The organism is Prevotella conceptionensis 9403948, assembly GCF_000312305.1.
In the GTDB taxonomy this organism is placed as follows: Bacteria; Bacteroidota; Bacteroidia; order Bacteroidales; family Bacteroidaceae; genus Prevotella; species Prevotella conceptionensis.
Genome location: NZ_HE999444.1, coordinates 62,006 through 83,048 on the forward strand (window position 1 = coordinate 62,006; position 21,043 = coordinate 83,048).

Here is a 21,043-nt window from a genome sequence, read left to right on the forward strand (position 1 = left end):
CGGATTTTACTGCTCGCCACGAGACAACGCCACCTATTATTACGCCGACATGATGCCTAAGGGCACGCATGTGGTAGAGAGCACCTTTTATGTAGATCGCCCTGGAACATTCACAACGGGCACTTGTACCGTGCAATGCGCTTACAGCCCAGCGTATATGGCACGCACCAAGGCCCTAACCATAACGATAAAATAAACAATAACAATAATGAACAACAGTATTTTGGCGGCCATGCTCCTTTCTATGGCCGGCCTTTCGGCCTCGGCACAGCGCATGGAAGCTGTGCGTGCGGCCATTGATTGTGGGCAAGTGCTGTATCGCACACCCGTAACCGCCGTCTTCGAAGTAAAAAACAAGGGTGGGAAACCACTGCGCATCACAGCCGTTCGCAAGAGTTGCGGATGCACTGATGTTAACTATCCCAAGACCGAGATACCTGCTGGGCAGGTGTTTAAGGTGCAAGCCACCCACGATGCCGCCCAAATGGGCCATTTCAACAAACAAGTTGGCCTTTATGGGCCATCGGGAAAAGAACCGCTTGTGTTAACGTTGAAAGGCGTGGTGGTTGAAGAAGTGGTGGACTTCTCTGGCACTTACCCCTTCACCCTTGGCGATGTGATGGTAGAAAAGAACAACATTGAGTTCGACGACGTGAACCGCGGCGACCGCCCCGTGCAGAAAATACACATCATGAACAATTCGGGCAAGCCCGTACAACCCGTATTGATGCACCTGCCGCCATATCTCCAAGCCGAGGTTTCGCCCTCAACCATCATGTCGGGGCGTAGCGGTGTGGCCACCATTACGCTCGATTCGCGTTCGCTCCGCAACTTCGGCCTGACCCAAACCAACATCTATTTGGGCATGTTCCCCGGCGATAAGGTGTCGGCCGACAAGGAAATAAGCGTGTCGGCAGTTCTTCTCCCAGGATTTAACGAGCTGTCGACAAAAGACCTTCACAACGCGCCGCAAATAAAACTCTCGTCAACAAAGGTAGACCTTGGCACCATTTACGGCAAAAAGGTGAAGAAAGCCGAAATTGATATTGCCAATGTTGGTCACAGCACACTAGACATTAGCTCGCTGCAAATGTTCACCGCAGGTCTTAAACTATCGCTCAACAAAACGCACATCGTGCCAGGCGATATGGCCAAGCTTAAAATAACGGCCGACGAAAAGCAGCTTAAAAACGTGAAGGCTGCACCGCGTGTGCTGATGATTACCAACGACCCCAAGCAGCCCAAGGTTGTGATAACCATTAATGTGAAATGATACAGGTAGAGATAGACAACGGGAGTGGCTTTTGTTTCGGCGTTACAACGGCCATCAAAAAGGCCGAAGAAGAATTGGCGTCAGGCAAAAAAATGTATTGCCTAGGCGATATTGTACACAATGGCATGGAGGTGGAACGCCTAACGGCTATGGGTATGACCACCATCAACCACGAGCAACTTCGTGAATTGCACGATGTGAAAGTGCTGCTGCGCGCACATGGCGAGCCACCCGAAACCTACGAACTTGCCCGGCGCAACAACATCGAGATAATTGATGCCACTTGCCCTGTGGTGTTGCAGTTGCAAAAGCGCATCAAGAAACAATTCGACGCCAACCCCGATGCGCAAATCGTTATCTTCGGAAAGAACGGACATGCCGAAGTGCTCGGCCTTGTGGGACAGACGCGCAGTGAGGCCATCGTGATAGAACATTTCGACGAGGTGTCAAAGCTGGATTTCAATCGCGACATCTACCTCTATTCGCAAACCACGAAGAGTTTAGACGAGTTCCACCGCATCATCGAGTACATTCAATCGCACATCAGCCCTACGGCCACTTTCCGCAGTTTCGACACCATTTGCCGACAGGTGGCCAACCGCATGCCCAACATTGCGCGTTTTGCAACCCAACACGATGTGATAATCTTTGTGAGCGGACGGAAAAGTAGCAACGGAAAGGTGCTTTTTAACGAATGCAAGGCCGTAAATCCGAAGAGTTATCATGTGGAGAATGCCAGCGAGATAAACCTCGACTGGTTTGCCGATGCCCAAACGGTGGGCATCTGCGGAGCAACCAGCACCCCCAAATGGTTGATGGAAGAATGCCGCGACCATATTTTGGATGCGCATAAAGAGCCATAGCTTACCCACAACAGGCCTTCCCCAAAGCGGTTTGCTTAGTTGTAACTAACAAACAAACTCACCTCTAAGCCCGCTCTAAGAGCGTGTGTTTAGAGGTGAGTTGCTGTATGTCTGCACTCGCGCACTTGTTTGTTATGCACTGCCAGCCTATGTCAGTCGTTAGGCCTTTGGCAGATAGTGAAATGCAATGAAGAACGATACCGCGAACAACGATTGAACCTTATCGGGGAGTAGTTAGTACATGCCTTTTATTAGAACTCGAAACCAAACTGTATCTTAATGGCCGATATGGGCGTTCCATTGAAATCCAAGTTATAGTAATACTCATTACTTTGGCCATAATTATAGGTTTCGCTGATATATACGTCGTATATCAGGGCATAGCCAATGGCTGCGTGCAGGGCTAACTTGTTGGTAAGGCCGAAACGGCAGCCCACCATGGGGTTGAAATAAAAGCCTTGAATGTCTCTACCGAATGCATAACCAAGCTTGGTGCCAATACAGGGCGAGATGGGGCCATTGATAAAGTTGGTGCGTATGTCGAGATAAATGGGGACGGTAACCATATCGTGCTTGCCATAATACGCCATGCCGATACCTCCGCCCACAAAAAGTTGAGGAAGAATTTGGCTACCAAGGCTAACGCTTAATCCTTCTCTATGATAACTGCTGCCGTCTAAGCTGGCCGAAAAGCTACCTTCCGCAAAGCCTTTAAAGCCTCTGGCTATTCTGCGGGCATTAACAGTCGGCGCGTCTTCGCTCTTCTTTTCTTTCTTTGCAGTCTCGCCGTTCTCTATACGTTCAATGGCGTTCGTGTCGTAAACAAACAAACTGCCGTCTGCTGTTTTTATCTTCACTTGCTTATCGGGTATTATTTCTACCAGCTGGCCACGTATTACGTTGCCGTCTTTAAGATAAACCACGTCTTTCGCTGTTTGTGCAAAGGTTGTTACAGATGCAACGAGCATCAGTGTCAAAGTTAGTAATGCTTTCTTCATGTCGAGTTTGTTTGAAAGTTGTGTCGGTTTCCTTATTCTCTTTCGCGATAAAGCCCATTAGGCATGATGTATAATGCGCTTTATCGCGTTTTTGTTTAGAACTCAAAGCCAAACTGTATCTTAATTGCCGAGAAGGTAGAAATACTTCGCCTGAATGTTGTCGCGCCGTAGTATGGGCTGTAACTGCGCTCCTCGTGCGTATAGTCCGTGTTTTGCAGGGCGTAGCCAATGGCGGTGTGCAAGGCCAGCTTGTTGGTAAGACCGAAACGGCAACCAACCATGGGGTTAAAATAGAAACCTTCGAAGTCGCCAAGAGCCGTATAACCCACCTTCACGCCAAGGAAAGGACTGACAGGGCCGTTAATGAAGTTAAGGCGTACGTCGGCAAATACGGGAACCGTAAGCACTTCTGGCTCAGTGTAATATTCAAGTCCAAGTCCTGCGCCAACAAACAGCTGTGGTAAAATTTGGCTGCCCAAGCTAACGCTAAGTCCGCCCCGGTTAAAGTCGCTGCCGTTCATGCTTGCCGAGTACGAGTCGTCTATAAACCCCTTGAAACCCGTGGCAATCTTGCGTGTTCTGAACGACGACTTGCGTTCGGTGTAACTTTCCTTCTCCTTTGTTTCCGCCTTTGCAATGCGGTCCACTTCACTTGTGTTGTAAACAAACACACTTCCATCTGTTGTTTTTATCTTCACCTGTTTCTCTGGCACCATTTCTATGAGCTGTCCATAGATAATGCTGCCGTTTTTAAGGTACAAAACATCCTTTGTCGATTGGGCGAAGGTTGCCGTGCATGCACCTAGCATCAGGGCCAATGTCAATAATACTTTTTTCATACAGCCTTTGTTAGTATCCACAAAAGTAGCAAATATTTTTAATACTTGCTCCGTTTAGTGCCATAAATTATGTATTTAGTTAGTGAGTTTTTAAGGTGATGGGTTGAGTTTGTAAGTTGATGAGTTTTTGAGTTTCCGAGTTTTTAAGTTTGAGCTTATAGGTTAGTGAGTTTTTGAGTTTGAACTTATGAGTTTCTGAGTTGGTGAGTTGATGTGTTTGAGTTTATAAGTTGGTGAGTATTTGAGTTGGTGAGTTTGAGCTTGTAAGTTGGTGAGTTTTTAAGTTTATGAGTTTGAGCTTATAGGTTAATGAGCTTTTTGGGGTTTTTATGTTTGAGCTTATGGGCTCGAACTGATGGGTTCGTGATTTTTGTTGAGTAGGTGAGTTGGACTTGAACTTATAGGTTGGAGAGTTTTTAAGTTTATAAGTTAAGGTTGTATTCACTTTTAGTGCATGCCCTTTAACTGCGCGCCTTAGCATTCGTAAACGTATGCGCTTTCCGTGTCGTTGCCCATGCACGTGTGTATGGGGTAATCGTTTTTGTCTAGTATTTGGTAAGATTTTTAACATTCTGAGTGCCTTTTCTGTCCACCAATCGTTCACCTGGCCGCAAAAATTCGACTCTCGCGAAGGTTTGTTTTGATGTAAAAAGAGGGTAGCTTGTGAATGCGATAAAGTGAATATTTATTTGAAATAACCGCCTTTCGCGCCTTTTTGAGGGCCATTTGCCGCAAAACACAGTGCATTTTGGTGCAAAACGCAGTGCGTTTTGGTGCTAAATGCAGTGCGTTTTGGTGCTAAATGCAGTGTGTTTTGATGCTAAATGCAGTGCGTTTTGGTGCTAAACGCAAGATAAAAAGGCATAAAAATACGTTGCAATGGTATAAATACAACCCTTTCGAACCATTAGATACATGGCTCAGAAGGGCAAAATAACCATGAAAAAGTGGGGTTTTGGGTGCTAAAAGCGGGTAATTGGGCGTAAAAAATAATGAGTTGGCAACCAATCTGGAAAGGCTAAATGGTGCAAAATACAGGTCTTTTTCTTAAAAAAGGACACATTGGAAGACGTGAAAGGTTAGAAATAGTAGTAATTTACCTACTTTTTAGCCTATATTTTCGCTAGAACGGAGTGAATTTTAGAACGGTATTGTAAAATAAAAACAATGATTTAAGTTTTTGGGTTGGTGGGTCTGTAAGTTGATGCTTCTATGAGAAGATAGGTTTAACTCACCACTTCACAAACCCAAAAGCTCATTAACTGCCCTCCTCAACAACAAAAGACCTCAAAAACTCAATAGCTTATAAGCTCAAAACCCACCACCTCACAAACCCAAAAGCTCATTAACTGCCCTCCTCAACAACAAAAGACCTCAAAAACTCAATAGCTTATAAGCTCAAAACTCGCCAACTCACCAACTCACCAACTTATAAACTCATTAACTCAAAAAACTCATCACCTCATTTTTGCACCTATTCCGCCAAATTGTTGTACCTTTGTGCTAATCAATAAACACGAAAATGAACATCTGTATCGTAGCGGGTGCGCGCCCAAACTTCATGAAGGTGGCACCCATTGTACATTCAATAGAGAAAGCCAAAGAGCAGGGTAGGGACATAAACTATCAATTGGTGTATGCGGGATGCGAAGACGACCCCACACTAGAAGGCTCGCTCTTCGACGATTTGCAGCTTGCACGACCGCAAGTGTACCTTGGCGTTGACTGCGATAACCTGAACGAACTGACTGGACAAGCGATGTCGGCCTTTGAAAGGTATCTGCAAGGCCACCCAACAGACGTGGTTCTTGTGGTAGACGACCTTGCATCTACCCTCGCCGCTGCCATTGTTACTAAGAAAAAGGGAATCCTTTTGGCCCATTTGGTGGCAGGTACGCGTAGTTTCGACATCGATATGCCCAAGGAAATAAATCGATTGGTTATCGATGGACTTAGCGATTTGCTCTTCACAGCAGGCGCGGGAAGTAACAGCATCGCCACACGCGAAGGGGCAGAACTGTCTAAAATATATATGGTGGGCAACATTCTGATGGACACCATGCGCTTTAATCATAATAGGTTGGTGCGCCCTGCGTTGCTCAGCGACTTGCAACTGAACGATGGCAAATATCTTGTTTTCACGCTTAACCGTAAGGCACTCATCGCTAACACGCCCAATCTCTTGGCTATGGTTAGGCAGATTGCAGCGGCATCGGTGCAAGTGCCGGTGGTGGCTCCCTTGCGCGGAGCTGCAGCCAAGGCCGTTAACGAGTGCTTGGAACAATTGGGTGGTGCAGCCAATGTGCATGTGGTAGAGCCGCTTTCGTATTTGGAGTTCGGCTATCTTACGGCTCATGCCAAGGGTATCATTACCGATTCGGGTAACGTGGCCGAAGAGGCGACGTTCAATGGCGTTCCTTGCATCACGCTGAACAGCTATACCGAACATGCCGAAACGGTGAAACAGGGTACGAATGTGTTGGTGGGCGAAGACCCCGAGGCTCTTGCCGCTGCCCTAAACACACTGCAAGCAGGACAATGGAAACACGCATCAATACCCGACCGTTGGGACGGACGTAGTGCAGACCGCATTGTTAGTATCTTGTTGGAACAGAGAAGGGGATGAAGCTTTTAAAATCAACAAACAATGGAGAAACGAACAATACCCGTGGTGGGCATGGCCTGTTCGGCCTGCTCGGCCAACGTGGAAAAGAAACTAAATTCGCTGGCAGGCGTGAAGAGCGCGGCAGTGAATTTGCCTGGCCGTACGGCTTTGGTGGAGTATAATCCCGAGGAGGTAAGTCTCGAAAAGATGAAAAGCGAAATCAATGCCATTGGCTACGATCTCGTGATAGAGACCAATCGTTCGGCAGAGGCCATAGAGCGTCGTGAGCTACAACGGCTTAAACGGCGAACGCTGTTTTCGTGGGGCTTTGCCCTTTTGTGCATGTGCGTGTCTATGGGATGGCTTGACTTGGGCGGAAAAGCCATGAACAACCAAGTGGCTTTGCTTTTGGCTTTGGCCAACTTCGTGGTTTGTGGCGGCGAATTTTTCTCGCGTGCATGGCGCCAACTGCGTCATGGCTCGGCCAATATGGATTCGCTTGTGGCCCTATCTACAAGCATCGCTTTCCTTTTCAGTGCGTTCAACACCTTCTGGGGCGATGCCGTTTGGGGGGCGCGAGGCATTGTTTGGCATACCTATTTCGATGCCTCGGTAATGATTATCACCTTTGTTCTTACAGGCAGGCTGCTCGAAGAGCGCGCCAAAAACGAGACGGCTGGCAGCATTAGGCAGCTAATGGGACTTGCGCCCAAGACCGCACGCCTTATCGACGGTGACGAAATGCGCGATGTGCCCATTGCCACTATCGCCGTGGGCGATGTGTTGGAGGTTCGTGCAGGCGAGAAAGTGCCTGTCGATGGTGTTGTTACCGCGGCCGAAAGCTTTATGACGGCCGATGGCGCATATATAGACGAGAGTATGATAACGGGCGAACCAACCCCTGCTTTGAAACAAAAGGGCGCGAAAGTGCTGGCTGGAACGGTGGTGTCGCAAGGCAAGTTCAGGTTTAAGGCGCAGCAGATTGGCGAACATACGGCCTTGGCCCAAATTATCAAGATGGTGCAAGAGGCCCAAGGCAGCAAGGCCCCCGTGCAGCGCACGGTAGACCGTGTGGCGCGTGTTTTTGTGCCAGCGGTGGCCTTGATAGCCCTTGTAACCTTCCTTTTGTGGTGGCTGTTGGGTGGAAATGCAGCCCTTCCGCAGGCCATTCTCTCGGCTGTTGCCGTGCTGGTCATTGCTTGTCCTTGTGCTATGGGCTTGGCCACGCCCACCGCTTTGATGGTGGCCATTGGCAAGGCGGCACAGATGAACGTGCTGATAAAAGATGCGGCGGCACTTGAAAGCCTTAAAGGGGTGAACGCCATGGTGATAGACAAGACGGGAACGCTGACCATTCCCAACCAAAACATCGACTTTACCAAGGCCGACGACCTGCCGCTTGAAATGCGCGAGAGCCTTAAACCCCATGCCGAAGAGGCCATGGCCGAATTGCAAAACATGGGCATTGAGGTGTATATGATGAGTGGCGACAAGGATGAGGCCGCGCGTTATTGGGCGCAGAAGGCCGGAATAAGCCACTATCGAAGTAAGGTTTTGCCACAAGATAAGGAAAATATGGTGCGCCAACTGCAAGCCGAGGGCAAGCGGGTGGCCATGGTTGGCGATGGCATCAACGACACGCAAGCCTTGGCTTTGGCCGATGTGGGCATTGCGATGGGGCGTGGAACGGACGTGGCAATGGATGCAGCGCAGGCCACTTTGATGGGCGACGACCTGCGCCGACTGCCCCAAGCCATACGCCTAAGCCGTAAAACAACGGCTATGATTGGGCAAAACCTGTTTTGGGCCTTTATATATAATGTGGTGTGCATACCTCTTGCGGCAGGTGCACTTCATCTTTTCGGCATCAATTTTCAGATAACACCCATGTGGGCCAGTGCCCTTATGGCCTTTTCTAGCGTGAGTGTGGTGTTGAATAGCTTGCGTTTGAAGTTAGCCAAATAACAGTTTGCAGAAGAACTTAACCCCTAAATAAAGATAATATGCAGATAAAAGGTTTTACGACAAGTGGTCGTGGGCTAGCTTTGGTGCTGTCGTTGATGTTCGTTTTGTGTGTGCAGGTGGCCTTTGCCGACCGACCTTTGAAGTTGTTGGCCATCGGGAACAGCTTTTCGGAAGATGCCATCGAGCAGAATCTCTTTGAGTTGGCGGGTGCAGCAGGCCACCAAATGGTTATCGGCAACATGTATATTGGCGGTTGTTCGCTAGAAAGACATTGGGGAAATGCGCAGGGCAACAAACCCGATTATAATTATCGCAAGATAGAAGTGGACGGTAAAATGACCCGTACGGCCAACTATACGCTCGACAAAGCTCTGCGCGACGAACAGTGGGATTACGTTAGCTTGCAGCAGGTTAGTCAGCTTTCGGGCATGTACAGCAGTTTCCAACCCCATTTAGACAGTCTTATCGCCTACGTTCGGGCGCGTGTTCCCGCCACCACTAAGCTGATATGGCACGTTACTTGGGCATACGCACAGAACTCAACGCATGGCGGATTTGCCAACTACGACCGCAATCAGGACAAGATGTATCGTGCCATCGTTGCGGGCGCACAACGCTTGAAGAAAGAAAACGCACAGTTTAGCCTCTTTGTTCCCGTGGGCACGGCCATTCAAAACGCCCGTACTTCGTTTGTTGGCGACCATCTTAACCGCGATGGTTTCCACCTCGACCTGGTATTGGGACGTTATACTGCGGCCTGCACATGGTTCGAATGCTTGTTCGGAACGAATGTTGTTGGCAACAGGTTTGTGCCCAAAGGGTTGAGCGCAGAACAGAAAGCGGTGGCGCAATGGTCGGCTCACCTCGCCGTGGAGCGACCTTTTGAATGTTCGCCAATAGATATTGTCGACATCACCACAAAGGTTTCGGCAGGCGGACTGGTTGAAAAGAAATAGAATGAAAGCAGGCGTGAAATACCTTTAAGGTACATCACGCCTGATTTTTGTTTAGCCCAAACGGGTGAAGTGGACGTTTTGCTTGCATGGTAAGCACGTGGCTACCATGTTTAGAATGGTGTTGGGCGTGTAGGTTCGTAAACATGTACGTTGCAATCTAACGCCTTTTATTCGTCAAATTCAGCCTTATGGCCTACTGCTTAACCTCTATAAGCGTGGTTTGGTTACCGTTTACAAACAACGCCTGCTGGTTGGTGATGGGTTTTAACCCCAGCTTGGCATATTTGACAAGCATTTTTTCGGTAACTTCTTCGAAAGGGAAACTCTTGTAATGGGGGAGCGGATAGAAGTCTACCAGTCCCAAACCCTCGAACGATTTTAATTGCGGTGCAGCCTTTTCGGCTTCGTCCATGTCTTTTGCGTACGAAATGTTCGGTGCCATAATAATTGAACCGGCCGACTCGCCAATGTAAGGTTTGCCCCCATTCACTTGTTCGCGTATAATGTTTTTTGCACCGCTTTTTTCCAGTTCTTGTAATAGGAAGAATGTGTTTCCGCCCGAAACATAAATCAAGTCGCAATGTTGCAGTGTGCGTTCGGTTAATTCTTTGGGCGCGCTACTCACGTCTAGCACTTCAACTTTTAATCCCATGTTTTCGAAAGCCTGTTTGGCTTCGTCTACATATTCGGTGTATTTTTCGTGCAAACTTGCGGTAGGGATGAACGCCAACACTTTGCCTTTCAAGTCGCCACCTACAAATTGAGGTACGAAAGACGAAACTGCGGCAAAGTAGGAGCATAAGAATAGTTTTACCATCATTTGAATGTTATTTGTGAATGGAGATGAGTGGAACGTTAAATCATTGGGCTTTCTTTCTTCGTCAAGGGCATTTAAACCTTCCGATAATTATTGGTCCACCAATTTACAAAGTTAATAAAAACCTGCAAATAGGCAAAGAGAACGCGAAAAAAGTAGTACCTTTGCAGACGAAAAAATGTATAGAGTGCTTGGTAAACCTCTTTAAAAACAAGAATGATGAACAACAAGGATAATAAAGTGAGTGTGCTGTTCATGCTTTTCAGCATACTCTTTTGCGTTTGCTTGATAGCGGCAAACGTGTTGGAAACAAAGCAAATAGCATTTGGCAAAATCAGTTTGACTGGTGGTTTGATTGTATTCCCCGTGTCGTATATCATCAACGACTGCGTATGCGAAGTGTGGGGCTACAAGAAAACGCGCATGTTGATATGGACGGGCTTTGCCATGAACTTCTTCTTCGTGATGTTGGGAGCCATTTGCGACATGATACCAGGTGCGCCTTATTGGACCAACGACGAGGGTTTTCATGCCGTTTTCGGGTTGGCACCTCGCATAGCGTTTGCGTCTTTCTTGGCTTTCATTTGTGGTTCGTTTGTCAACGCCTATGTCATGAGCAAGATGAAGTTGTCTTCGGGAGGTAAAAACTTCTCGTTGCGCGCTGTGGTTAGCACCATTTTTGGCGAGTCGGTAGACTCTATCATCTTCTTTCCGCTAGCTTTATGGGGCGTTGTTCCCACCGAAGAATTGCCTTGGCTGATGCTTTGGCAGGTGATATTGAAGACTGCTTACGAGATTGTTGTACTGCCTCTGACCATCAGTGTGGTGCGTTATGTGAAACGACACGAACAGGTTGACACCTACGACAACGACGTGAATTACAGCATTTGGCGCGTGTTTAGCATTTAGTTTGTGAGTTGATGAGTTTATAAGTTGGTGAGTTTTTGAGTTGATTAGTTTGTGAGTTGATGAGTTTATAAGTTGATGAGTTTATAAGTTGGTGAGTTTTTGAGTTGATTAGTTTGTGAGTTAATGAGTTTTTAAGTTGATAAGCTTTTGGACTTTTAGTTTATGAACTTGTGAATGATATGGTTTCTAAGGCTCACCAACTTTACAACTTATAAACTTATAAACCCAAGAAAGATAACAAAATGGATAAGAACAGAGAAACCGAAGGCTTGAAATCGTTGGGAAACAACACGAAATATAGCATGGATTATGCGCCCGAAGTGTTGGAAACGTTTGAAAACAAGCATCCTGAAAACGATTATTGGGTAAGGTTTAATTGCCCCGAATTTACCTCGTTGTGCCCCATTACAGGGCAACCAGACTTTGCTGAGATACGTATATCGTACGTGCCTAACGTGCGAATGGTGGAGAGCAAGAGCTTAAAGCTATATCTTTTCAGCTTTCGCAACCACGGCGACTTCCACGAAGACTGCGTGAACATCATCATGAAAGACCTCATTAAGCTGATGAACCCAAAGTATATTGAGGTCGTTGGGCTGTTCACACCTCGTGGCGGCATCAGCATTCACCCCTTTGCCAACTACGGAATGCCCAATACAAAGTATGCAGAAATGGCCGAAAGGCGTTTCGCGGAGTACGGAGGATGAGGGAAATTTGTGAGTAAATACGTTGACGAATAGACAAGTTAACAGATTAACGAGTTGACAAGTGGGCAAGTCAACGAGTGAACAATAAGGCGGGTAGACCGGTTAACCTGTCTACCCGCCTTATTGTTTGCACCCACCTAGCCTGCAAACATCACCATCAGTCCACCAATAACAATGTACAAGGCGGCGTAGGGTAGGGCCGAACGGAGTATCTCGCCATCCTTGCCTTGCATGTCGCAAGCGGCCGTTGCAATGGCTATACTCTGTGGCGAAATCATCTTTCCGCCTGTTGCACCTGTGGTGTTGGAGGCCACAATCCAATTGGGGGCGGCATGATGGAGTTGCGTTGCCACGTTAGCTTGCAGCTTGGCGAAGAGTATGTTCGACGAAGTGTCGCTGCCTGTAACGAAAGTTCCAATGGCACCGATTAACGGAGCGAACAGCGGATAGGCCTTACCCGTAATGTTGGCCAGCGTATTGGCGATGACAAGTATCATGCCCGCATAGTTCATTATGGCTGCCAAGGCCACAAGCGAGATGATGGTAACGGTGGTTTTGCGCAGGTTTACCACCGTTCGGGCCAGCGAAACGAGCAGTCTGCGGGGTGAAACGCCTTGCACCAAGCCGCCTAACACCGTGCCTAAGAATAGCATGAGGCCGGCATTGCCTATCCAAGCGAATGAGAAAGCCGTGCCTGGGGCGTGTATGGGCAAGGCTATGCGCGACACCAAGGTAGACTTTAAGAAGGCATTGATGGGCGGAAAGAGTGGTCCCGAAAGCAAAATAAACAATAAGATGAAGGCGTACACCGCCCAAGCCCTAAGCGTTTGGCTGGCGGTGTATGCCTTTTCGTTTTCCTCCTTTTTCTTCGGCGCAAACAGTTTGGCGTAAATAACGATGGCCACGATAGCTGATAACGAGCCGATAATGGCCGGTGTTTCGGCTCCCAGATAACGTGCCACGAGGTATTGTGTGCCTAACGACACGGCGCCTACCCACACAGCCAACCGCATATTTTTAAGTATTGCGCCCTTACTGCGATTGGTTAGCGTAAGGATGATAAAGGGCAGAACGAAGTAAAGCACGGATAATTGCACCACGGCATATACGGATAGCTGCGAGATAAGTTCTTGCGAGGCGGCTCCGCCAGGTGCAATTTCGTTGGCCAAGGTTATCACGGGCACGCCCACAGCACCGAAACCAGTGGGTACGGTGTTGGCGATGAGCGACACTAATGCACTGAAAAGCGGTTTGTAACCCAACGAAATAAGTATGGCTGCGGGAATGGCAACGGCCGTTCCGAAACCTGCCATGCCTTCAAGCAGTCCGCCAAAGCCCCAAACGAGCATCAGCACCGTAACGCCATCATCGTCGGAAAAGGATGTGAATTGTGCCTTGATAACGTCTATCTGCTTGCTTTCCACCAACACATTATAGCTAAACAAGGCCATCAAAATGATGATGAGGATGGGGAAAACAGCTTTGAGTGTGCCCTCGACAAAGGCCCATGCCACGCCCGATTGCGTGAAACCATCGGGGGCGAAGTTCATGGTTGGTGCGAGAAACACGGCTATTGCCGCCGTGGTGAGCAAGCTGATAAAGGCACTGCGGTGGCCTGCCATCTTGAAACCAAGCATCAAGACGAAGAGCAGAACGATGGGAAGGATTGAAACGAGTGCGGCCATAAGGTGCTGTTTTGTTGGGTTATAGGTTGGTATTTGTGCGCGCGGCGTTGGCGATAAGGTGCTTTCGCCGGCATTGTATTGGGCAAATATAGCAAAAAATGCTGGATGTGCCGCTCTTTTAAGGGTATAAAATGTTGAGGGGCGAACGCTCTTTTGCAAAACGTTCGCCCCATATGGGGTTTTGCTAATGGCGCATTTCAGCCGTCGCCACGCTTGTTTGTTATTTGCATAAGCTTTCAACAAGCTAGCGTTTGCGCGCTGTTATGGCGTATTGCTAGGTCTTTTTCAATCGTTATAGTCGGCCACAATCTCGCATATCTTAATGATAACGTTCATGGCTTTTTCCATTACTTGCACCGAAACAAACTCGTATGGGCCGTGGAAGTTTACGCCTCCTGCGAATATATTTGGGCAAGGCAGCCCCTTATAGCTTAGCTGTGCGCCGTCCGTTCCTCCGCGTATGGGCTTCACTTTGGGCGAAACACCACTTTGCATCATGGCTTGCAGAACGACATCTATTACGTGCATGTTGGGGTCTATCTTCTCCTTCATGTTGTAATATTGGTCGTTTAGCAGCACTTCAACCGTTCCCTCGCCGTATTTTTCGTTCATGGCGCGAGCGCATTTCTCGAAAAACGCCTTGCGATCTTCGAACTTGTCGCGGTCGTGGTCGCGTATAATGAAGTTCAGTTTGGCCGCCTCGGTGCTGGTTTGCATGCCGATTAGGTGGTAAAAGCCCTCATATCCTTCGGTTGTTTCGGGCGTTTGGTCGTCTGGCAGCATGTTGCAGAACTCGCAAGCCAGTCGGTTTGCGTTAATCATCTTGCCCTTAGCATAACCCGGATGCACGCTAACGCCTTTGATGCTAACCTTTGCACCGGCTGCATTGAAGTTCTCGTACTCCAATTCGCCCAGGTCTCCGCCGTCTATTGTGTATGCCCATTCGCAGCCAAACTTCTCTACATCAAAGTGGTGCGCGCCCTTTCCTATCTCTTCGTCGGGGCTAAATGCCACGCGAATGTCGCCGTGTTTCACCTCGTTATGGTCGCGCAGCCAGCACATGGCCTGCATAATCTCGGCAATCCCAGCTTTGTCGTCGGCTCCAAGTAGTGTGGTTCCATCAGTTACGATGAGGTCTTCGCCCACATGACTTTTAAGTTCGGGGAACTTCGTTGGCGATGAAACGATACCTGGCGACAATTCGATGTCGCCTCCATCGTAATTCTTCACGATGCGTGCCTTTACGTCTTTGCCGCTGCTGTCTGGGCTAGTGTCGTAGTGCGAGATAAAACCGATGGTTGGAATTTTCTTCTTGCAGTTGGCTTTCAGCGTGCCATAGAGATAGCCCATGTCGTCCATCTCTACGTCGCTTAAACCCTCTCGTTCCATCTCCTTCTTTAAGTATTCGGCGAAGACGAGCTGTTTAGGGGTGCTCGGACCGACTCCGAGTTGTCGTCCGACTGTGTGTCGAACTTGGTATAATTAATAAATCTTTCTGTTATTTCCATGTTTGGTTTTAAGTTTGAACGAGCCGCGCGGGCTTAGTCTTGGCTTAGTCTGCGTGGTTTGGCGTGTGCGTTGGCGTTCCTTTCTTGTTGGGGAGGGTGTTCCATGTGGCTGCCCTTTGCCCAATTTGTTGTTTAGCGGAATCGTACGCGTTGCTTAGCCGTTCGTATGGGTTTATGTTTTTGTTATTGTTAATGTAAAATTGACTTTTGTTTTTATTGGAGAAAAAGAACCGCTGCACGCCTTTGGCCGTTGTCAAGGACAAGGCTTTGGGCGTACAATTGCTTTTGCAAAGATACAAAATGTTTCAAAAAGGCGAAACAAAAGGGCAAAATCTTTTACGCGGAGTGGGGTGGAAGTAAGTGATATTTCAGTGGTAAGAGGGGAGCAGCAGCGAGTGGGTTGCTTTGAAAAAACGCCTTAGCGAAGTGCACGAATGCCATGTCAAAAGCGCCAAAAGGCGTGCACGATGGGGCGAAACGCCAATCGTTCGCCTGCAAGGCAAGTGTGTTAGGCGAAGGTTCGGGCGTTCGTTCTATCCCATTTTCCCCGTTTGCAACTCGGTTTGCAGGAACGAGAACACATATCCAGGGCTTTGATAGTAAAGCTTTGAGGCATCGTCCATCAGCTTTTCGTATGTTTCGGAGTTTAAGACGAGCGTTAAAGCCTGTTCTATTGATAGGGTGTTGTCGTTGGCCATTAGCTGTTTTGCCAACTCTTTCACCAAAAAGCCTTTCATTTCTTCTTTCTCTGTCATAGTCGTTTCAGGTGTTTAATGGCACGTTCTGTACCGAAATAATATTGAATGGTAACGCCTTTCATGAATTTTAGCTTTCTAATGAGTGTGGGCATGTCGATGTCGTGGTTGCTAAACCTCACTAATTGCAGGCCTACACGGTCGTTGGCGATGGGGCCAATAACAATATCGTAATCGTGTATGGGCGTGTTTGACGTGTTGTTTCTATTGGCGAGAATAAAATTTGCCCACTCTTCCGTATAATCCTCAAAGGTTTTCACTTTCAGTTCGTTTGACGTGAGCAACCTTTCGTCAAACTCATAACTCGCTATTACTGGTGAACCTCCTAACAACAGTGCACATGTTTGGGCAAAGTCTTTGGCCTGTTCCACCTCGGCAGACAAGTAAAAGCCGCGCCCGAAATCTTTGCTGGGCTTAGACTTCGTGAGGTCTATCTCGCCAAAGTCGCTCGTTGTGCCGTGATAAAGCCTCATCATAACGCCCCTCCCATTCTGCGACAGTACTGCGAAAGTTCGTCTACCATTGTGCGAAACGATTGTGTATGGGCATAGCCATAGTGCTTGTCAATGAAGTCGATGGCCTTAAACCGCTGCAAATAGCCAAAGGCCTGTTTCATTGTTAGGTCGTACTTCTTCCCAAATTCATAGATGAAGTAGACTATCCATTCTAGTTTCTCTTCCGTGCTATATTCCATATTCCACTCCTTATATAATATAGGGCATACCGCTTATTTCTATATGTTAGATTGCGAATACCACACCTTAATAGGGCGATTTGCTGATAAACAGCTTGCACATCGCCTACTTCGATTACAAAAATAGGAAAATAATGTGAGGAAACCAAGTTGAAAGCTAGAGAATTTCCGTATTTATGAATGAACATAAACAAAAAGAGGAACGCCCCAGCATTCCCCTTTTGTGACCCCGGCGGGATTCAAACCCACGACTTCAGGAACCGGAATCCTGCGTTCTATTCAGCTGAACTACGAGGCCTTTGTTACTTATTGCGCTGCAAAAGTAAGCATTTTTGTTGGTTTGAGCAAATGTGGTGCAACGAAATATGTGGTTTAGTTGTGGTGGCAATGGACTATCAGTACCTGCTGTTACTATTCGCATTTGTGTTTGCCATTTCGTTAATGTGGGCTGTCGTGGCTACTTCCCCAACATCCATTAGAAAGTTAAGGCCATATCTAAATCGTTCATGATTATAGATATGGCCTTGAAGTTAATGTAACTTATTGAGGAATGACAAACAAGTTCCTAGGTGATAAAACGTTTTGGCGGCTTTATCAACTAATAGTGTTTGGACGTTATAATACTATTTTTATGACGTTGTTGTCAATTTGGATGAGGTACATTCCTTTAGACATTGGTAATTCGAAAACGTCTTTATCAGCCCTTTGTTTATAGATTATTGTTCCTTGTGAATTGTATATGCGAATGTATTTGCCCAGTACGGTGCGCAGGGTTATACCATTACTCGATTTCTGCACAGCAGGCGTTGTTTCCACATTATCAATTCCTGTTATCTCCGTGTTTACAGTAACCACGCATGTTGCAGGGACATTTCCATCATTAGTGTATGCAAGAACAACAGTAGACCCATTTCCTGTTGCAATCACAGTACCATCATTTGTTACGGTACAAACAGATTGATTTGAACTGTTCCAACGAATGCTCTTATCGGTTGCATCCCCAGGCAGTATCTTTGTTTGTAGTTTTATTCTGTCTCCTAGTTTTGTCAGAAGTACAGTTGCAGGTTCTATTGTAAAACTCTGAATATGTTGTAAAACAACAATCTCACATGAATCTTTAACTTTGCTGTCAACAACAGATACTGCATATACAAAAGCTTTGCCGGGCTTTATTGCAGTGACATCACCAGCGTTTGAGACTTTTACCACTTCGTTGTTAGATGAACTCCATGTTACCCTTGTGTCTTCAGCATCGTGTGGAGTGCATGTAAATGAAAGACGTTTTGTTTCTTCTTTCTCCAAGTTCAGCTTTTTGAACTGCAGTTTTATTTGCTCTATAGGATTTTGTTCTTTTAAATTTAGATCTTTCCAATAGTATTCTTTCTTGTATGCGGACATTGAACCTTTGGGAATGATAACTAATCTAGGTCCAACTAGCTCAAAAGAGGGTGGAGTTTCACTTTCAATGTGATAAATTGCGCTTCCCCGTACAATCAGGTGTTTAGACATGTAACCTGATGTGTGTTGAGGCTCTATTGATACACTTGTTGTGCTTTTGCTAATAAAGATATGAGCACCATCATTAAACATAAAGGCACTTAAATAGAATGTCTTCATTTCTTTTGGAACATGGTATGAGTTGAGATATACTTTTGTTCTATTGAATGCCCATGCACCTATATGATGCAATTTAGAGAAGACTTCTGTATTAACGGAGCTTAATTTCATGCAATTATAGAATGCTCCTTGTCCTATGTATCTTATTGTCTCTGGAAGTCGTAATGATTGCAAGCAAGTATCAGCGAATACGTCTCCATCGTCGGCATAGAAAGCGCATCTTGGGATAGAGTCAACACTGTTCCCAATCCATATTTTCCTAAATTTTACGGGTCTGTTCGAATCGGCGCGGCTGTAAATTACTTCTTTGCTGATATAATTCATCTTAGTGTCGAACACTATGCTATCTACAAATAGTTTTCCTAGACAATTAGAACCATAGACTAGTGAACGTGGAAAGATGAAACATTTTAGAGTATCATTGTACTGTATGTCCATAGGGTTATCATACATGTGGTTTTCTTTGTTCTCGTGGAAAGGAGAGACCTCTATTGGAGCAATTTCAACGTCTCCTAAGTCTAACGTTCCGTCCAAATGACGCCCTTTTATAAGTGTTCCAATAAACTTTAAATCTGTGGCATTTATATACCCAGTAACCTTCAAGTTTCTAACAGTTTTTTGGTCGCCATAGTTGATTTTGCTAGACAGCCAACCTGGTGTTTGGTTGTCGACAACCAAATCAGTTCGTTGGGCTGACATGTTTAACCAAACGCACAGCGTAATACAAAAAGATAAAAGTTTCTTCATGCTCATTATGCTTTATATGTAATTATTGTTTAGAACTGTCTATATGGAATTTCCGATTGTCTTATTTCAACATTTTTAAATTCGTGTTTATCTAGTTGCTGTTCTAGAACGCGTTTCGTTGAAACGAAATCTACACACGGCCCAATAGTTATACTTCTTAGATTTTTTATTGGTATAGGTGTTTCTATGTACGAAATCATGTTCCCTTTGGAATTTATCTTGTAAAGCACTTTGTCTTCATCTCTTTTATATATAGCGAGACGTTTTTCTTCTTCAAAAGCGTAAGCAGGATGTTTGATGTGTGGTGAAACAATAATAGTAGCTATACCTAAATGTTCCATCTGTACATTCAATAAATGTCTTCTATTGTTTTTGTTTGCCTCTTCAAGATATCTTTTGTACTGCCATTCTAGCGCATTGGTTCGGAGTTCATCGAGATTAGGTGCATTTTGATACATTACATCTAAAACATTTATCTTACTTTCCAATTCTATTTTATAATCCTTAACGCTTTCGCCTCTTTTTATGTGTAAGAAGTTCTCTTGAAAACCCAGACTCACTCCTTTCCCATCTACTCCATACATGCTCCATAATGGCAAAGAGTCACCTTTCTTGGAAAATGCAATCACATAAGGGGTGTGCTCTTCTTTATACAGCTTCTCTATAAATAAGGAGTTAAATTCTTCCTTAGTGTGATTCTCTAAGTAATTATCCCAAATCTCAGATAAGCGGTTTTCTTTTATCCCTTGCTCTTCCTCGTATTTCTTAAACCAATCTAATACGACGTTATACCCGTGAATAAACTCTTGCGAGTCGTTCATGGAATAAATGCTACTTGCATGGAAAATGAACTCGTTGTTAGAAATGTTATCTAACAAACATTGAAGCGTAGACAGTGAAGTGTAGTGGTACATTAGTTCCATTGTCACATAGGATTAGTGCCCCGATACTCCCTTGTCGGTAGAATAGTAAATGTGGGTTTATGAAAAAGCGTGGGAGTTCATACATATAACTCGCTCCACACTCTGAGGCCTTCGCATTGCCCACCTTGTCAGAACGAGCAACGCAGAGCCCCCACGCCGATATGTATAGCACAATACACACCTATACAGGTGCATATTGATGGACATAACATATCCACTGAGGACATCTACCGTTGCTTTGATTTTGACAAGGTTGAAAGTTGCGAAGTTTCAGAGTGTCAAGTCAAAGCGTTAAGTAAACGCCTTTTCATTATTCACGTCCCATCTGTTGACCCTCCAATGCGGGAGGGACGAACGTAAGGACACTGCAAATTTAATAGTTTTTTAGATATAAAGCAAATTAAATTGTGATAGAATAGAAGTGATGATATAAAAGCTGTTCTATCTTTCTACGTGTGAATTGTGTTTAATGTTTATTGGTATGTTGTTGATATCGTTAGCATGTAACAGGCTGGTGTGTTCAGAATGAAACCTTTTTGCCATTATTTTGCATCAAATTGTGATATTCTTTTCCGTGTTTCGTCCATTTATTGTTTATTTTACTACCTTTGCACAACAAAATAACATTTCGACCTATGAGCACATTGATACGGCCAGAACATTACCATGCCCTCCTTGACAAAGTGAGAACAGAACAGGCAATAAAGCTGATTAAGGACTTTTTTCAGCAAAATCTCTCCACCGAATTGCGCTTGCGCCGAGTTACGGCACCGCTTTTCGTGATGCAAGGACTGGGCATTAACGATGACCTTAACGGCATCGAACGACCCGTTACATTCCCCATCAAGGACTTGGGAGATGCAAGAGCCGAGGTGGTGCATTCGTTGGCCAAGTGGAAACGCCTAACGTTGGCCGAATATAAGATAAAGCCAGGCTATGGCATTTACACGGATATGAACGCCATTCGCGCCGACGAAGAGTTGGATAACCTGCATTCGCTGTATGTAGACCAGTGGGATTGGGAGATGGTTATCACGCCCGAACAGCGCACGCTCAGCTTTCTTAAACAGACTGTGTGCCGAATTTACGCGGCGATATTGCGCACCGAGTATCTCACTTGCGAAACCTATCCTGCCATGCAGCCTTTCTTGCCGCCCGAAATACACTTTGTGCACAGCGAAG

At 46.1% G+C, this 21,043-nt stretch carries 17 protein-coding genes, 1 tRNA gene and 2 pseudogenes; 9 read left to right on the top strand and 11 right to left on the bottom strand.

Translation table 11 applies throughout. The annotated features are described in order from the left end of the window. The 3 genes from BN93_RS17865 to BN93_RS02405 all read left to right on the top strand — a co-directional run. Positions 1 to 196 (top strand): alpha-2-macroglobulin family protein (locus tag BN93_RS17865; RefSeq protein ID WP_044259615.1); only part of this gene is annotated, 196 nt, incomplete at its 5' end. Positions 197 to 208: 12 nt separating this feature from the next. Continuing rightward, positions 209 to 1,273, top strand: a complete 1,065-nt coding sequence (locus tag BN93_RS02400; RefSeq protein WP_019186762.1) for a DUF1573 domain-containing protein — start codon at positions 209 to 211, stop codon at positions 1,271 to 1,273. Continuing rightward, positions 1,270 to 2,136: a 4-hydroxy-3-methylbut-2-enyl diphosphate reductase gene (locus tag BN93_RS02405; RefSeq protein ID WP_019186763.1), complete on the top strand. Its 867-nt coding sequence runs from the start codon at positions 1,270 to 1,272 to the stop codon at positions 2,134 to 2,136. The genes BN93_RS02400 and BN93_RS02405 overlap by 4 nt, the downstream gene beginning before the upstream one ends. A 251-nt stretch (positions 2,137 to 2,387) precedes the next feature. Here BN93_RS02405 and BN93_RS02410 read toward each other — a convergent pair whose 3' ends face one another. Continuing rightward, complete coding sequence (locus tag BN93_RS02410) at positions 2,388 to 3,134, bottom strand: hypothetical protein (protein ID WP_019186764.1); 747 nt, start codon at positions 3,132 to 3,134, stop codon at positions 2,388 to 2,390. Between the two features lie 95 nt (positions 3,135 to 3,229). Further along, positions 3,230 to 3,973 (bottom strand): hypothetical protein, encoded by a 744-nt coding sequence (locus tag BN93_RS02415; RefSeq protein ID WP_019186765.1) that lies wholly within the window; start codon positions 3,971 to 3,973, stop codon positions 3,230 to 3,232. A 1,522-nt stretch (positions 3,974 to 5,495) separates the two neighbouring features. On the opposite strand from BN93_RS02415, the gene BN93_RS02420 reads away from it, so the two are divergent. The 3 genes from BN93_RS02420 to BN93_RS02430 are packed head-to-tail and all read left to right on the top strand — an operon-like array spanning position 5,496 to position 9,499. Continuing rightward, positions 5,496 to 6,599 carry a UDP-N-acetyl glucosamine 2-epimerase gene (locus BN93_RS02420; RefSeq protein WP_019186767.1) on the top strand — a complete coding sequence of 368 codons (1,104 nt, stop codon included), beginning with the start codon at positions 5,496 to 5,498 and terminating at the stop codon, positions 6,597 to 6,599. Between the two features lie 21 nt (positions 6,600 to 6,620). After that, the gene (locus tag BN93_RS02425) at positions 6,621 to 8,543 is read left to right on the top strand and encodes a heavy metal translocating P-type ATPase (RefSeq protein WP_019186768.1); all 1,923 of its coding nucleotides are present in this window, start codon (positions 6,621 to 6,623) and stop codon (positions 8,541 to 8,543) included. Positions 8,544 to 8,581: 38 nt separating this feature from the next. Continuing rightward, a complete protein-coding gene (locus BN93_RS02430) occupies positions 8,582 to 9,499 on the top strand; it encodes a DUF4886 domain-containing protein (protein WP_019186769.1) in 918 nt (305 codons plus the stop codon). A gap of 193 nt (positions 9,500 to 9,692) precedes the next feature. On the opposite strand, the gene BN93_RS02435 is transcribed toward BN93_RS02430, so the two are convergent. Further along, positions 9,693 to 10,319 carry a Type 1 glutamine amidotransferase-like domain-containing protein gene (locus BN93_RS02435; RefSeq protein WP_019186770.1) on the bottom strand — a complete coding sequence of 209 codons (627 nt, stop codon included), beginning with the start codon at positions 10,317 to 10,319 and terminating at the stop codon, positions 9,693 to 9,695. Positions 10,320 to 10,535: 216 nt separating this feature from the next. On the opposite strand from BN93_RS02435, the gene BN93_RS02445 reads away from it, so the two are divergent. Together BN93_RS02445 and queF are read left to right on the top strand one after the other, a co-directional pair. Continuing rightward, positions 10,536 to 11,225: a queuosine precursor transporter gene (locus BN93_RS02445; RefSeq protein ID WP_083317730.1), complete on the top strand. Its 690-nt coding sequence runs from the start codon at positions 10,536 to 10,538 to the stop codon at positions 11,223 to 11,225. 242 nt (positions 11,226 to 11,467) lie between these two features. After that, complete coding sequence (queF, locus tag BN93_RS02450) at positions 11,468 to 11,932, top strand: preQ(1) synthase (protein WP_019186773.1); 465 nt, start codon at positions 11,468 to 11,470, stop codon at positions 11,930 to 11,932. Positions 11,933 to 12,069: 137 nt separating this feature from the next. Here queF and BN93_RS02455 read toward each other — a convergent pair whose 3' ends face one another. From BN93_RS02455 to BN93_RS02495, 8 genes and pseudogenes are all read right to left on the bottom strand, one after another. Then, on the bottom strand, positions 12,070 to 13,617 hold the full coding sequence (locus BN93_RS02455) for an L-lactate permease (RefSeq protein ID WP_044259745.1): 1,548 nt from the start codon (positions 13,615 to 13,617) through the stop codon (positions 12,070 to 12,072). A gap of 285 nt (positions 13,618 to 13,902) precedes the next feature. Further along, positions 13,903 to 15,125 (bottom strand): annotated as a pseudogene (gene pepT, locus BN93_RS02460) (peptidase T). A gap of 533 nt (positions 15,126 to 15,658) precedes the next feature. Further along, entirely contained in the window at positions 15,659 to 15,880 is a 222-nt protein-coding gene (locus BN93_RS02470) for a hypothetical protein (protein ID WP_019186778.1), read from the bottom strand. Further along, entirely contained in the window at positions 15,877 to 16,353 is a 477-nt protein-coding gene (locus BN93_RS02475) for a DUF3990 domain-containing protein (protein ID WP_044259747.1), read from the bottom strand. The genes BN93_RS02470 and BN93_RS02475 overlap by 4 nt, the downstream gene beginning before the upstream one ends. Then, the gene (locus BN93_RS02480; protein WP_019186780.1) at positions 16,353 to 16,574 is read right to left on the bottom strand and encodes a DUF3791 domain-containing protein; all 222 of its coding nucleotides are present in this window, start codon (positions 16,572 to 16,574) and stop codon (positions 16,353 to 16,355) included. The genes BN93_RS02475 and BN93_RS02480 overlap by 1 nt, the downstream gene beginning before the upstream one ends. 224 nt (positions 16,575 to 16,798) lie before the next feature. Next, positions 16,799 to 16,872: transfer RNA gene (locus BN93_RS02485), tRNA-Arg, on the bottom strand. A 317-nt stretch (positions 16,873 to 17,189) separates the two neighbouring features. Further along, positions 17,190 to 18,938, bottom strand: coding sequence for an Ig-like domain-containing protein (locus BN93_RS16250; protein ID WP_198007487.1), 1,749 nt, complete (start codon positions 18,936 to 18,938; stop codon positions 17,190 to 17,192). A gap of 29 nt (positions 18,939 to 18,967) precedes the next feature. Further along, positions 18,968 to 19,759 carry a DUF2971 domain-containing protein gene (locus tag BN93_RS02495; RefSeq protein WP_019186782.1) on the bottom strand — a complete coding sequence of 264 codons (792 nt, stop codon included), beginning with the start codon at positions 19,757 to 19,759 and terminating at the stop codon, positions 18,968 to 18,970. Between the two features lie 737 nt (positions 19,760 to 20,496). Here BN93_RS02495 and BN93_RS02500 point away from each other — a divergent pair. Beyond that, a pseudogene (locus tag BN93_RS02500) lies at positions 20,497 to 21,043 on the top strand (aspartate--ammonia ligase); the annotation flags it as partial.

What these genes read in the sequence shown, in the direction of transcription:
- BN93_RS02400 (WP_019186762.1), top strand. Translation starts at nt 209, where the DNA reads ATGAACAACAGTATTTTGGCGGCCATGCTCCTTTCTATGGCCGGCCTT.
- BN93_RS02405 (WP_019186763.1), top strand. Translation starts at nt 1,270, where the DNA reads ATGATACAGGTAGAGATAGACAACGGGAGTGGCTTTTGTTTCGGCGTT.
- BN93_RS02410 (WP_019186764.1), bottom strand. Translation starts at nt 3,134, where the DNA reads ATGAAGAAAGCATTACTAACTTTGACACTGATGCTCGTTGCATCTGTA.
- BN93_RS02415 (WP_019186765.1), bottom strand. Translation starts at nt 3,973, where the DNA reads ATGAAAAAAGTATTATTGACATTGGCCCTGATGCTAGGTGCATGCACG.
- BN93_RS02420 (WP_019186767.1), top strand. Translation starts at nt 5,496, where the DNA reads ATGAACATCTGTATCGTAGCGGGTGCGCGCCCAAACTTCATGAAGGTG.
- BN93_RS02425 (WP_019186768.1), top strand. Translation starts at nt 6,621, where the DNA reads ATGGAGAAACGAACAATACCCGTGGTGGGCATGGCCTGTTCGGCCTGC.
- BN93_RS02430 (WP_019186769.1), top strand. Translation starts at nt 8,582, where the DNA reads ATGCAGATAAAAGGTTTTACGACAAGTGGTCGTGGGCTAGCTTTGGTG.
- BN93_RS02435 (WP_019186770.1), bottom strand. Translation starts at nt 10,319, where the DNA reads ATGATGGTAAAACTATTCTTATGCTCCTACTTTGCCGCAGTTTCGTCT.
- BN93_RS02445 (WP_083317730.1), top strand. Translation starts at nt 10,536, where the DNA reads ATGAACAACAAGGATAATAAAGTGAGTGTGCTGTTCATGCTTTTCAGC.
- queF (WP_019186773.1), top strand. Translation starts at nt 11,468, where the DNA reads ATGGATAAGAACAGAGAAACCGAAGGCTTGAAATCGTTGGGAAACAAC.
- BN93_RS02455 (WP_044259745.1), bottom strand. Translation starts at nt 13,617, where the DNA reads ATGGCCGCACTCGTTTCAATCCTTCCCATCGTTCTGCTCTTCGTCTTG.
- BN93_RS02470 (WP_019186778.1), bottom strand. Translation starts at nt 15,880, where the DNA reads ATGACAGAGAAAGAAGAAATGAAAGGCTTTTTGGTGAAAGAGTTGGCA.
- BN93_RS02475 (WP_044259747.1), bottom strand. Translation starts at nt 16,353, where the DNA reads ATGAGGCTTTATCACGGCACAACGAGCGACTTTGGCGAGATAGACCTC.
- BN93_RS02480 (WP_019186780.1), bottom strand. Translation starts at nt 16,574, where the DNA reads ATGGAATATAGCACGGAAGAGAAACTAGAATGGATAGTCTACTTCATC.
- BN93_RS16250 (WP_198007487.1), bottom strand. Translation starts at nt 18,938, where the DNA reads ATGAAGAAACTTTTATCTTTTTGTATTACGCTGTGCGTTTGGTTAAAC.
- BN93_RS02495 (WP_019186782.1), bottom strand. Translation starts at nt 19,759, where the DNA reads ATGAACGACTCGCAAGAGTTTATTCACGGGTATAACGTCGTATTAGAT.